At 69.0% G+C, this 12,171-nt stretch carries 10 protein-coding genes and 1 pseudogene; 7 read left to right on the forward strand and 4 right to left on the reverse strand.

Annotated features, from left to right (window positions below; translation table 11 throughout):
- Positions 1-8: 8 nt before the first annotated feature.
- From J3S89_RS11800 to J3S89_RS11815, 4 genes are all read right to left on the reverse strand, one after another.
- A complete protein-coding gene (locus tag J3S89_RS11800; protein ID WP_217927745.1) occupies positions 9-890 on the reverse strand; it encodes a F0F1 ATP synthase subunit gamma in 882 nt (293 codons plus the stop codon).
- A 111-nt stretch (positions 891-1,001) separates the two neighbouring features.
- The gene (atpA, locus tag J3S89_RS11805) at positions 1,002-2,531 is read right to left on the reverse strand and encodes a F0F1 ATP synthase subunit alpha (protein ID WP_217927746.1); all 1,530 of its coding nucleotides are present in this window, start codon (positions 2,529-2,531) and stop codon (positions 1,002-1,004) included.
- Positions 2,531-3,094, reverse strand: a complete 564-nt coding sequence (locus J3S89_RS11810) for a F0F1 ATP synthase subunit delta (protein ID WP_230488892.1) — start codon at positions 3,092-3,094, stop codon at positions 2,531-2,533. Before J3S89_RS11810 ends, atpA begins: the two co-directional genes overlap by 1 nt.
- A 221-nt stretch (positions 3,095-3,315) precedes the next feature.
- Positions 3,316-5,565, reverse strand: coding sequence for a primosomal protein N' (locus tag J3S89_RS11815; protein ID WP_217927747.1), 2,250 nt, complete (start codon positions 5,563-5,565; stop codon positions 3,316-3,318).
- A gap of 143 nt (positions 5,566-5,708) precedes the next feature.
- On the opposite strand from J3S89_RS11815, the gene J3S89_RS11820 reads away from it, so the two are divergent.
- From J3S89_RS11820 to J3S89_RS23100, 7 genes and pseudogenes are all read left to right on the forward strand, one after another.
- Positions 5,709-6,668: a tyrosine recombinase XerC gene (locus tag J3S89_RS11820; protein ID WP_217927748.1), complete on the forward strand. Its 960-nt coding sequence runs from the start codon at positions 5,709-5,711 to the stop codon at positions 6,666-6,668.
- 187 nt (positions 6,669-6,855) lie between these two features.
- The gene (locus J3S89_RS11825; RefSeq protein WP_217927749.1) at positions 6,856-7,734 is read left to right on the forward strand and encodes a DMT family transporter; all 879 of its coding nucleotides are present in this window, start codon (positions 6,856-6,858) and stop codon (positions 7,732-7,734) included.
- 122 nt (positions 7,735-7,856) lie between these two features.
- Positions 7,857-9,533, forward strand: coding sequence for an acyl-CoA dehydrogenase family protein (locus J3S89_RS11830; RefSeq protein ID WP_217927750.1), 1,677 nt, complete (start codon positions 7,857-7,859; stop codon positions 9,531-9,533).
- A 520-nt stretch (positions 9,534-10,053) separates the two neighbouring features.
- Entirely contained in the window at positions 10,054-10,920 is an 867-nt protein-coding gene (locus J3S89_RS11835) for an SDR family NAD(P)-dependent oxidoreductase (RefSeq protein ID WP_217927751.1), read from the forward strand.
- Between the two features lie 9 nt (positions 10,921-10,929).
- Positions 10,930-11,118: a twin transmembrane helix small protein gene (locus J3S89_RS11840; RefSeq protein ID WP_217927752.1), complete on the forward strand. Its 189-nt coding sequence runs from the start codon at positions 10,930-10,932 to the stop codon at positions 11,116-11,118.
- Positions 11,119-11,187: 69 nt separating this feature from the next.
- Positions 11,188-11,763 carry a cob(I)yrinic acid a,c-diamide adenosyltransferase gene (locus tag J3S89_RS11845; RefSeq protein ID WP_217927753.1) on the forward strand — a complete coding sequence of 192 codons (576 nt, stop codon included), beginning with the start codon at positions 11,188-11,190 and terminating at the stop codon, positions 11,761-11,763.
- 288 nt (positions 11,764-12,051) lie between these two features.
- Positions 12,052-12,171 (forward strand): annotated as a pseudogene (locus tag J3S89_RS23100) (electron transfer flavoprotein subunit beta/FixA family protein); the annotation flags it as partial.

The following is a 12,171-nucleotide window of genomic DNA, read 5'->3' on the forward strand; positions in this document are numbered from 1 at the left end:
ATAAAAACTCAGACCGCTTCGGCGCCCGAGATGATTTCGATGAGTTCCTTGGTGATCATCGCCTGGCGCGACCGATTGTAGGTCGTCGTCAGTTTCTTGATCATTTCACCGGCGTTGCGGGTCGCGTTGTCCATCGCGGACATGCGCGAGCCCTGTTCCGACGCGGCGTTCTCGAGCAGGGCCCGGAAGATCTGCGTGGAGACGTTGCGCGGCAGGAGGTCGGCGAGGATCTCTTCCTCGCTCGGCTCGCAATCGTAGACGGCGCCGGAAGCGGCCGCCTGCTTGGCGTCCGCCGGAATCTCCGCCGGGACGATCTGCTGAACGGTCGGGATCTGCGAGATCACCGACTTGAACTGCGAGTAGAAGAGGGTGGCGACGTCGAATTCGCCCGCCTCGAACATCGCCAGGACCTTCTTGCCGACGCCGTCGGCATGCGCGTAACCGAGCTGCTTGACGCCCTTGAACTCGATCACCTCGATGATCTTGTCGGCGAACTGGCGGCGGAGCGCATCGGCGCCCTTGCGGCCGACGCAGAGGATCTTGACCGTCTTGCCCTCGCCGATGAGGCGATTGGCGTGGTCGCGAGCCAGACGCGCGATCGAGGAGTTGAAGGCGCCGCACAGACCGCGCTCGGCGGTGCACACGACCAGCAACTGAACGTCCGTGCGGCCGTTGCCGGCGAGCAGGACGGGGGCGTCGGGGCGGCCCTCGAAGGCGCCCGCGAGATTGGCCAGAACGGCGTTCATCCGTTCGGCGAAGGGCCGGGCGGCCTCGGCCGCCTGCTGGGCGCGGCGCAGCTTCGCCGCAGCCACCATCTGCATGGCCTTCGTGATCTTCTGCGTCGCCTTCACGGAGGCGATGCGATTTCTGAGATCCTTCAAGCTCGGCATCGGGCCGTCCTATCCTCGAGCGTGGAACCGGGGCTCACCCGGCTCGTGCGTCTCGACCCGTGAGGCGTTTCCACGCCTCGCGGGTCGATCGGTTGCCTCGTCCTCGCCCGATCAGGCGAAGGACTTGGTGTAGGCCTCGACGACGGACTTCAGCTTGTCGCCGAGTTCGGCCGTCAGTTCCTTCTTGTCGCGGATGCCGTCGAGAAGCGCGGCATGCTCGGCGCGAAGGTGACGCAGGAGGCCCTGCTCGTAGGCACCGACCTTGGCGACCGGGATGGCGTCCAGGTAGCCGTTGATGCCGGCGTAGATCACGCAGACCTGCTCTTCGGTCTTGAGCGGGGAGAACTGCGGCTGCTTGAGGAGCTCGGTCAGACGAGCGCCACGATTGAGCAGACGCTGGGTCACCGCGTCGAGGTCCGAACCGAACTGAGCGAAGGCCGCCATCTCGCGATACTGCGCGAGCTCGCCCTTGATCTTGCCGGCGACCTGCTTCATCGCCTTCACCTGCGCCGACGAACCGACGCGGGAGACCGAGAGGCCGACGTTCACCGCCGGGCGGATGCCCTGGTAGAACAGATCGGTCTCGAGGAAGATCTGACCGTCGGTGATCGAGATCACGTTGGTCGGGATGTAGGCGGACACGTCGTTCGCCTGGGTTTCGATGACCGGCAGAGCGGTCAGCGAGCCGAGGCCGTTGTCCTTGTTCAGCTTCGCCGCGCGCTCGAGCAGGCGGGAATGCAGGTAGAAGACGTCGCCCGGATAGGCTTCGCGGCCCGGCGGACGGCGCAGGAGCAGCGACATCTGACGGTAGGCGACGGCCTGCTTGGACAAGTCGTCGTAGATGATGACGGCGTGCATGCCGTTGTCGCGGAAGTACTCGCCCATGGCGCAGCCGGAGAACGGTGCGATGAACTGCATCGGCGCCGCGTCGGAAGCGGTGGCGGCCACGACGATCGAGTACTCGAGAGCACCCTGCTCCTCGAGGACCTTCACGAACTGGGCGACGGTCGAACGCTTCTGGCCGATCGCGACGTAGACGCAGTAGAGCTTCTGGCTCTCGTCGCCGCTGGCGTTGATCGGCTTCTGGTTCAGGATCGTGTCGAGCGCGATCGCGGTCTTGCCGGTCTGACGGTCACCGATGATCAGCTCGCGCTGGCCACGGCCGATCGGGATCAGCGCGTCGACGGCCTTGAGGCCGGTCGACATCGGCTCGTGCACCGACTTGCGCGGGATGATGCCCGGGGCCTTCACGTCGACGCGGGAGCGCTTCTCGTAGAAGATCGGGCCCTTGCCGTCGATCGGATTGCCGAGCGCGTCGACGACGCGACCGAGCAGCCCCTTGCCGACGGGAACGTCGACGATGGAGCCGGTGCGCTTGACGGTGTCGCCCTCGGCGATCTCGCGGTCGGAACCGAAGATCACGATGCCGACGTTGTCGACTTCGAGGTTGAGCGCCATGCCGCGCGTGCCGTTGGCGAACTCGACCATCTCACCGGCCTGGACCTTGTCGAGTCCATGCACACGCGCGATGCCGTCGCCGACGGACAGAACCTGGCCGACCTCAGAGACCTCGGCTTCCTGGCCGAAGTTCTTGATCTGCTCCTTGAGGATTGCGGAAATTTCCGCCGCCCGAATATCCATCAGCGGACCTCTTTCAGTGCGACCTTGAGAGAAGTGAGTTTCGTCTTCAGGGAAGTGTCGATCATGCGGGAGCCCACCTTGACGATGAGGCCACCGATGATCGAGGGATCCACCTTCGGGACGATCCGGATCTGCTTGCCCTGCGCGACGCTCGCGAGCGCCGAGGAGAGCGAGGAGATCTGGTCCTCGGTGAGAGAATGCGCCGACGTGACTTCGGCGACCTGTTCGCCGCGGTGAGCCGCGACGAGCTGGCGATAGGCCTCGATCATGCCGGGGAGAACGAAGAGCCGGCGATTGCGTGCCGCCAATCCGATGAAGTTGGCGGCATAGCCGCCGATGCCGAGCATCGAGAGAACGGCGCTCACGGCGCGGGTCTGCTCGCCGGACGAAAAGACCGGGCTCTGGACGAGGCGGCGAAGATCCGCGCTCCCGGCCAGGGCGCCGTCGAAGGTGTCGAGGTCCCGGCCGACGGCGTCGACCGCGTCGCCCTCGAGGGCCACTTCGAAGAGCGCGCTCGCATAGCGCCGAGCTACGCCGGATACGATCGAAGTCGTCTCTGCCACCGCTCCGGAACCCCCCACGCCAAGCCGGACGTCCGACGCGGCTCCCGCTCCGAACGTCCTTGAAATCATTGGAATGTTTCGACGAACCAACGCGTTGGACGAGCTTTTCCGCCGAAGACGGCCGTGTCCTAGCATAGGGGCCGTGAGGACGCAACACGGCCGCCGGCCCGATTTCCGAAAGTCTAACACCGTCGTCGGCGGCGCTCTCGCCTTTCGCGCCGTCACAGAAAACTCTGCGGATCGACGTCGACCTGCACGCGCAGGTCGCCGCGCGGGGTGGGGCTGCGGGCCAACCAGTCGCGCAAGGCGGCCTGGATGTCGGTGGTGCGATCGGTGCGCATCAACAGTCGGAAGCGGTGGCGGCCGCGCACCACGGCGATCGGCGCCTCGGCCGGGCCGAGCACCGCGACTTCGGCGCCGTGCGGGGCGACGGCGGCCATGGCGCGGGCGTGGGTGAAGGCGGTCTCGCGGGTCTCGGCGGAGACGATCACCCCGGCGAGGCGGCCGAAGGGGGGCATGGCGGCGCGGCGACGCTCCTCGCTCTCGCGCTCATAGAAGCCGTCGCGGTCGCCGGCGACGATGGCGCGCAAGACCGGATGATCGGGGGCGCGGGTCTGGAGGAGGGCGCGGGCCCCGGCGCCGGCGCGACCCGCACGCCCGGTCACCTGTTGGATGAGCTGGAAGGTCTTTTCGGCGGCACGCAGATCGCCGTGGGCGAGGCCGAGATCGGCGTCGACCACGCCGACGAGATCGAGCAGCGGGAAATTGTGGCCCTTGGCGAGGATCTGGGTGCCGACGACGATGTCGGCCGCCCCTTCCGCGAAGGCGGCCAGTTCGGCCTTCATGCGCAGATTGCCGCCGGGCATGTCGGAGGAGAGCACGAGGCGGCGGGCGTCGGGGAAGGTCGTCGCCACCTCCTCGGCGATGCGCTCGATGCCGGGGCCGACGGCGACGAGGCCGTCGATCTCGCCGCATTCGGGGCAGGCGTCGGGGCGTCGGATCGAGTGGCCGCAGTGATGGCACATCAACTGGCCGCGGAATCGGTGTTCGACCAGCCATGTGGAGCAGTTCGGGCATTCGAAGCGATGGCCGCAGGAGCGGCAGAGCGTCAGCGGCGCGTAGCCGCGCCGGTTGAGGAAGAGCAGCGCCTGCCGGCCGGCGGCGATCGTGTCGCGCACCGCGGCGATCAGCGGGGGGGCGAGGAAGCGGCCGGAGGCCGGCCGATGGATGCGCAGATCGAGGGTGCGGATCTCGGGCAGGCGCCCGGCTCCGGCGCGCGTCGGCAACAGATGGCGGCGATAGCGGCCGGTCTCGGCGTTGACCCAGGTCTCGAGCGAGGGGGTGGCGGAGGCGAGGACGACGGGGAAATCGTCGATGCGGCCGCGCAGCACCGCCATGTCGCGGGCGTGATAGACGACGCCGTCTTCTTGCTTGTAGGCGCCGTCGTGTTCCTCGTCGACGACGATCAGACCGAGGTCGGCGAAGGGCAGGAACAGCGACGAACGCGCGCCGACGACGACGCGGACCTCGCCGGTGGCGACCCCGCGCCAGACGCGGGCGCGGGTCTTCGGCGGCACCTCGGAATGCCATTGGGCCGGCTCGACGCCGAATCGGTCGGCGAAACGGCGCAGGAATTCGGCGGTGAGCGCGATTTCCGGCAGGAGAATCAGTGCCTGCCGGCCACGCCGCGCCGCTTCGGCGACCGCCTCGAAATAGACCTCGGTCTTGCCGGAGCCGGTGACGCCGTCGAGGAGGTCGACGCGGAAGGCGGCGTCGGCGACGGCGCGGCGCAGGTCCTCGGCGGCGGCGGTCTGATCGGGGCCGAGCGCCTTGCCGCCGTGCTCGGGGTCGGGGTTCGCCGGCGGACGGCCGGGCGGCAGCCAGACCTCCTCGAGGGTTCCTTGCGCGAGGAGCCCGTCGACGACGCTCGCCGACACGCCCGCCGAGGCGGCGAGGCCGGTGCGCGACCAGGCGAAATCGCCCTCGAGCACGTCGAGGACGCGGCGGCGGGCCGGGGTCATGCGCTCGGGCAGATGCGGGTCGCCGAGTGGACCGGCGAGGCGGACGCCGCGAATAGGCGCCTCCGGCTCGAGCGCCTCGGGCGCGCGCAGGATCATCCGCAGCACCATGCCGCGCGGCATCAGATAATAGCGCGACAGGCGGTCGGCGAAGCGCCGGAGGCCGGGGCGGATCGGCGGGCAATCGAAGGTCGCCTCGATCTCGCGCAGCCGGTTGTCGCCGACCTTCAGCGGCGGGGCGCCGGTGTCGGCGTCCCAGACCACGCCGAGTACCTTGCGCGGCCCGAGCGGAACCTCGACGATCGAACCCGGTTCCACCGAGAGGTCGCGCGGCACCCGGTAGGAATAGGCGGTGTCGAGGGCGACCGGCACCAGGACGGGCACCACCGAGGGGCGCGCCGGGGGCGGCGTCGCGTCGGAGGCGTCGAAGAGGTCGTCGATCGGGCGGGCCATGGGCGATTCGATCCGTCGGGGGCGAGCCGGCACGATAGGCGTCGGCGGCGGGCGTTGCGAGAGGGACGCGAGCGTCCGCCCAGGGCATCACTTTGTTAATCTCGGCGCCGCATCGTCGAAGTGTCCCCATGGGAGATCCGACGATGCCCACCGCCGCGCCCTCGGCCGAGATCCTGATCCTCGCCGCGCCCGACCTCGCCGAGGCGTTGACGCGCTGGCGGGCGCATCTTTCGGCGGAGCGGCGGGCCTCGCCGGAGACGGTCGAGGCCTACGACCGCGACGTCGAGCAGTTCCTGCGCTTTCTCACGGCCCATCTCGGCGAACCGCCGACCATCGCCGCGCTGTCGGAGCTGAGGCCGGCCGATCTGCGCGCCTTTCTCGCGCGTCGCAAGAAGACGGCGGACGTCGGCGCGCGCACGCTCGGGCGCAATCTCGCCGGCATCCGTTCGCTCGCCCGGTTTCTCGAGCGGCGCGACGGGCTCAATGCGGCGCCCTATCGGGCGGTGAAGGCGCCCAAGGCCGGGCGCAGCCTGCCGCATCCGGTCTCGGCTTCCGTCGGCGTGCGGTTGACGCGGGCCGAGGAGAGTCTCGCCGAGGAGCCGTGGGTGGCGGCACGCGACGCGGCGGTGTTCGCGCTGCTCTATGGATGCGGTCTGCGCATCTCCGAGGCGCTGGGGTTGAAGCGTCGCGAGGCGCCGGTGGCGGCGAGCCGGGCGCTCCGGGTCACCGGCAAGGGCGGTAAGACGCGAATCGTGCCGGTGCTGCCGGCGGTGGTCGCGCGGGTCGAGGCCTATCTGGCGCTCTGTCCCTTCGTGCTCGACGCGGACGAGCCGCTCTTTCGCGGGGTCAAGGGCGGGCCGCTCTCGCCGCGGATCATTCAACTGGCGATGGAGCGGATGCGCGGCGCGCTCGGGCTCGACGACACGGCGACGCCGCATGCGTTGCGCCATGCCTTCGCCACCCATCTGCTCGGCGCCGGCGGCGATCTCCGGACCATCCAGGAACTCCTCGGCCACGCCTCGCTCTCGACGACGCAGGTCTATACCCATGTCGACGCCGCGCGCCTGCTCGAGGTTTGGGGTCGGACCCATCCGCGCGCCTGAGGCCGCGGAGGTCGTCGCGACGGGCCTCGTGGGTAGGGAGCGAGGCGGGATCGGCGCTCGCCGGGCGAACAAAGGTCGTCGCGTGCCTGTTCGGCGCGGGATCGGCGTGGAAGAGTGGCGGCGAGGGCGCCCCGGGAGCGCCTTCGTGGCTCTCGGGTGAGGTTCGGCGGCGGTGTCGCAGCGATCGATGATACTCGCGGCGGCGCCGCTCCTGTTCGTGGCGATCTGGTCGACCGGCTGGATCATGGGCAAATACGCCTCGCTCGACGGCGATCCGCTCACCTTTCTCCTGATCCGCTTCGGTTGCGCCATCGTCGTGCTGGTGCCGATCACGCTCGCCATCGGCGCGCAGTGGCCGCGCGGGGTCCATGCGATCGGCCACGCGCTCGCCTCGGGCGTCCTGATGCACGCGGTCTATCTCGGCGGCGTGTGGTGGGCGATCGCCCACGGCGTGCCGGCCGGGCTCTCGGCTGTGATCGCGGCGCTGCAGCCGTTGATGACGGCGGCGCTGGCGCCGGCGCTCGCCGGGGAGACGATCGGGGCGCGGCGGGCGGCGGGCTTCCTGGTCGGGTTCGTCGGCATCGCGATCGTGGTGTCGCCGAAGCTGATCGGGCTCGATCCGGGCGCGCTCTCGGCGACGCTCGGGCCGCTCGTGATCAACGTCGCGGCGATGCTCGCGGTGACGCTCGGCACCTTCCATCAGAAGCGTTTCGTGGGGTCGGGCCATCTGCTCTCGATCGCGGTGCTGCAATATGCCGGCGCCTTCGCGGTGATGCTGCCGGTCGCCTTTCTCCTCGAGCCGATGCGCTTCGATCTCAATTGGCGCTCGGCGGCGACGCTGGCATGGTCGGTGATCGCGCTGTCGATCGGCGCGATCGCGCTTCTGATGCATCTGATCCGCTGCGGCGAGGTGTCGCGCGCGGCGGCGCTGATCTATCTGGTGCCGCCGGCGGCGGTGCTGGAAGCCTGGGTTCTCTTCGGCGAAACCCTCGATCTTCTCCAGCTCTTCGGCATCGGCGTGACCGTCGCCGGGGTGGTCCTGGCGAACCGTCGTCCGGCCGGCTGACCCGATCGGCGGAATGTCGCCTTTCGCAGCATTGCGCGGGGGGCGGGATTCGGCTTCTTTCGCAGCGCAGCAACACGAGACCAACCGGACCCGCCCGGGGACCGGACGAGGGAGTTCATGCCATGGTCGCCGCATCGACGGGTCGAATCGATTTGGACCTCATCACGCTCGGTCGCGAGGCCGTCCAGGCGCTGGACGGGCTGCTCGCGGCGGCGCGGAGCGCGGTCCGCGCGAAGGTCGAGAAGGACGGCAAGGTCTCCTCGGCGCTGGTCGATCAGGAGCAGCGCGCCACGCACGGGCTGGCGTGGCTCGCCACCTATGTCGAATCGCTGCGCGAGATGGTCGACTATTCGCAGCGTCTGACGGCGGCCGGCACCTTCGGCGAGATCGAGCGCGACATCGTGTCGATCGCCTTCGGCGAATATCTGGCGCAGGTCTTCGGCGGCATTCCGATGAACCAGGGCGAGATGGTGCGTCTCGCCGACCTCGGCGTCGATCCGGCGACGATCGCGGCGGCGCGGGTGCCGGCGATCGAGACGCTGATCGCCCACGGCAACACGCCCGTGGTGCGCGCGGCACTGGTCCAGGCCATGACCCGGCTCGAGGGCGCCGGCTCGTTCGGCGAGCTCGGTCTCGACGACACGCTGAACCAGTTCCGTGACGAGATGCGCAAGCTGGCGCTCGACGCGGTCTATCCGCATGCCCACGAGTGGCATCTGAAGAACGAATACATCCCGATGGAGCTGATCGGCCAGATGGCCGAGATGGGCGTGTTCGGCCTGACCATTCCGGAGGAATACGGCGGGCTCGGTCTCGGCAAGGAATCGATGTGCGTGGTCTCCGAGGAGCTGTCGCGCGCCTATATCGGCGTCGGCTCGCTCGGCACCCGCTCGGAGATCGCCGCCGAGCTGATCCTGTGCGGCGGCACCGAGGAACAGAAGCAGGAATGGCTGCCGAAGATCGCCTCCGGTGAAGTGCTGCCGACCGCCGTCTTCACCGAGCCCAACACCGGCTCCGACCTCGGCTCGCTCCGGACCCGCGCCGCGCTCGTCGGCGACGAATGGGTCGTCTCCGGCAACAAGACCTGGATCACCCATCCGGTCCGCGCCGATCTGATGACGCTGCTGGTGCGCACCAACCCGGACGCGCCCGGCTACAAGGGCCTCTCCATGCTGCTGGCGCCCAAGCCGCGCGGCGACGACGCCACGCCGTTCCCGGCGGAGGGCATGTCGGGCGGTGAGATCGAGGTGCTCGGCTACCGCGGCATGAAGGAATACGAGATCGCCTTCGACGGCTTCAAGGTGCCGGCGGCGAACCTGCTCGGCGGCGTCGAGGGCCAGGGCTTCAAGCAGCTGATGCAGACCTTCGAGAGCGCCCGCATCCAGACGGCGGCGCGCGCCATCGGCGTGGCGCAGTCGGCGCTCGACCTCGGCCTGCGCTACGCCCAGGAGCGCATCCAGTTCGGCAAGGCGCTGATCGCCTTCCCGCGCGTGATCGACAAGCTGGCGATGATGGCGGTCGAGGTGATGGTGACCCGTCAGCTGACCTATTTCGCGGCGCGCCAGAAGGATCACGACAAGCGTTGCGATCTCGAGGCCGGCATGGCGAAGCTGCTCGGCGCCCGCGTCGCCTGGGCGGCGGCGGACAATGCCCTGCAGATCCACGGGGGCAACGGTTTCGCTCTGGAATATCCGATCAGCCGTGTGCTCTGCGACGCGCGCATCCTCAACATCTTCGAGGGCGCCGGCGAGATTCAGGCGCAGGTCATCGCCCGCCGCCTGCTCGACGGCGGTAATTGAGCCGAAAATCGGGGCCTCGGATCGGGGGGGAACGCCACGTCGCGCGTTTTTTCACGGCACCCCCTGATTTTTCGGGGATTGGCAGACGGGCTGATCATGGCATGATCATCTCACGCCGGGAGTTCAGGGGATCTCTCGGCGCCGACTCGACATTCTACCGGCCGAACTCGTTTCGGCCGGTTTTTTTTTGTCTCGCGCCACCGGCCGAACTCGTTTCGGCCGGTTTTCTCGTCTCGCGAAGGGTGGTCGTTCCGGGGGAAGGGAAGGGTTAACCGACATCGAGACGGACTCGGTTCCGGCGTTAACCCATTCATAAGTTTCGCGTTGCTTTCCCCACTTTCCCATGCGACCTCTATCCCACACACACGGTCATCTGCAGCTCACACGGAGAACCGGCCGACGAAGACGTCGGCCGGTTTTTCGTTTCGCGGCCGGTCTTTCGTTTCGCGTCCGCTCCGCCATGGTACGGGCGGGGGCGGGCGTCTATGCTCGCGCGTCGAGCGGCGAGGCGAGGGCGACGATGACGGGGCCGACCGGGACGGGGCCGAGGGCGAGGCGCAGCATCCTGATCACCGGCGCGTCGTCGGGGATCGGGCGAGCGGCGGCGGAAATGCTGGCGGCGCGCGGGTGGCGGGTCTTCGCCACGGCGCGGAACGGCGCCGATCTCGACGATCTCGGTCGTCTTCCCGGTGTGGAGCCGGTGTTCCTCGAACTCGCCGATGCCGCCTCGATCGAGGCCTGCGCGCGGACCGTGCTGGCGGCGACCGGGGGGCGGCTCGATGCGCTCTTCAACAACGGCGCCTACGGGCAGCTGGGCGCGGTCGAGGATCTGCGCACCGAGGTGTTGCGGGCGCAGTTCGAGGTCAATGTCTTCGGCTGGCACGATCTGACGCGGCGGCTGATCCCGGCGCTGCGGGCGACCGGACAGGGACGGATCGTCCAATGTTCGTCGGTTCTGGGGATCGTCGCGATGAAGTATCGCGGCGCCTATACGGCGTCGAAATTCGCGCTCGAGGGGCTCAGCGACACGCTGCGCATGGAGCTGCGCGGGTCCGGCGTCGAGGTCGTCACGATCCGGCCGGGGCCGATCGCGACGCGATTCGTCGCCCATGCGATCGAGGCGCTCGAGGCCCATGTCGACATGGCCGCCTCGGTCCATGCGCCGGTCTATCGGCGACGGCTGGAGCGGCTGCGGCGCGGCGGCGCGTCACAGTTCAAACTGCCGCCGAGCGCGGTGGTGGAGAAGCTGATCGCCGCCCTGGACGCGGAGCGGCCGCGCGCCACCTATGCGGTCACGGTGCCGACGGTCATCATGGCCTGGGCCCGTCGGCTCCTCTCCGACACGACGCTGTCGAAGTGGGCGGGGCGACTGTCGGATCGAGAGTGAGGGGCGGGGATGACGACTTTTCTGGGGCTCCTGCTGGCGGGGGCGCTGGTGGCGGTGCTGGTGGTGTTGGGGCTCGGTGTCCTCAACATGGCCAAGGGCGGTTCGCCGCAGCGCTCGCAGGCGCTGATGCGGGCGCGGGTGGGGCTGCAGGCGCTGGCGCTGGTGTTGCTCCTCGCCTTCCTGTTCACGCGGAGCTGAAGGACGGGTGGACGGGCCGGGGAGTTTCGGCCATATCCCGACGTCGCATTCGGGATCGGGGGAACGCTGATGGTCGTGCTCAATCGCATCTACACGCGCAAGGGCGACGACGGCTCGACCGCGCTCGTCACCGGCGAGCGTCTGCCCAAGTCGCATCTCCGCATCGAGGCCTACGGCACCATCGACGAGACCAACGCGGTGGTCGGCATGGCGCGTCTCCACACGGCCGAGATGCCGGACCTCGACGCGATGCTGGCGCGGATCCAGAACGACCTGTTCGATCTCGGCGCCGACCTCGCCACGCCCCCGGACGCGGTGCTCAAATGGGAGCCGCTGCGGGTGGTGGCCTCGCAGGTCGAGCGGCTCGAGCAGGAGATCGACCGGCTCAACGCCGATCTCGAGCCGCTGAAGTCCTTCGTCCTGCCGGGCGGGTCGGCGGCCTCGGCCCATCTCCATCTGGCGCGCACGGTGTCGCGGCGCGCCGAGCGGATCATGGTGGGTCTGACCGAGACCGACGCCGGGGCGGTCGGCCGCGAGGCGGTCGCCTACGTCAATCGGCTCAGCGACTTCTTCTTCGTGGCGGCGCGCTGGGTCAACGATCACGGCCGCACCGACGTGCTGTGGGTGCCGGGCGCCCATCGCTGAGGCGGATCCCGCGTCCCGGATCCGGGGGGCGGCGCGGGCTCGCGGCGCCGGCGGAGGAGGCGGATCGCGACGGTGCCGGGCGGGCGGAAATCCGTAGCTCGCACCCTACGTCAATGGTCTACCGAATTCGTACGCAGGGTGAATTGACAAGGTGTTGGGACGTCAGTAGCGTCCGCCCCGCCTTTTTCCCATCGCGAGCCGAACGAGGGCGTTCCGGCGCCTCGCAAATCGGTTGGAATCGACCCATCAGACAGTCGGCGAACGACCGACGCTCGGAGGGCTGCCCCCATGAAAATCCTCGTGCCCGTGAAGCGGGTGGTCGACTACAACGTGAAGATCCGGGTGAAGCCGGATGGCTCGGGGGTCGACCTCGCCAACGTGAAGATGTCGATGAACCCGTTCGACGAG

The organism is Pinisolibacter aquiterrae (assembly GCF_019160155.1).
Lineage (GTDB): Bacteria > Pseudomonadota > Alphaproteobacteria > Rhizobiales > Ancalomicrobiaceae > Pinisolibacter > Pinisolibacter aquiterrae.

Bases quoted from the DNA above. Each gene is read 5' to 3' on its own strand.
- J3S89_RS11800 (WP_217927745.1), bottom strand. From the start codon at position 890: ATGCCGAGCTTGAAGGATCTCAGAAATCGCATCGCCTCCGTGAAGGCG.
- atpA (WP_217927746.1), bottom strand. From the start codon at position 2,531: ATGGATATTCGGGCGGCGGAAATTTCCGCAATCCTCAAGGAGCAGATC.
- J3S89_RS11815 (WP_217927747.1), bottom strand. From the start codon at position 5,565: ATGGCCCGCCCGATCGACGACCTCTTCGACGCCTCCGACGCGACGCCG.
- J3S89_RS11820 (WP_217927748.1), top strand. From the start codon at position 5,709: ATGCCCACCGCCGCGCCCTCGGCCGAGATCCTGATCCTCGCCGCGCCC.
- J3S89_RS11825 (WP_217927749.1), top strand. From the start codon at position 6,856: ATGATACTCGCGGCGGCGCCGCTCCTGTTCGTGGCGATCTGGTCGACC.
- J3S89_RS11830 (WP_217927750.1), top strand. From the start codon at position 7,857: ATGGTCGCCGCATCGACGGGTCGAATCGATTTGGACCTCATCACGCTC.
- J3S89_RS11835 (WP_217927751.1), top strand. From the start codon at position 10,054: ATGACGGGGCCGACCGGGACGGGGCCGAGGGCGAGGCGCAGCATCCTG.
- J3S89_RS11840 (WP_217927752.1), top strand. From the start codon at position 10,930: ATGACGACTTTTCTGGGGCTCCTGCTGGCGGGGGCGCTGGTGGCGGTG.
- J3S89_RS11845 (WP_217927753.1), top strand. From the start codon at position 11,188: ATGGTCGTGCTCAATCGCATCTACACGCGCAAGGGCGACGACGGCTCG.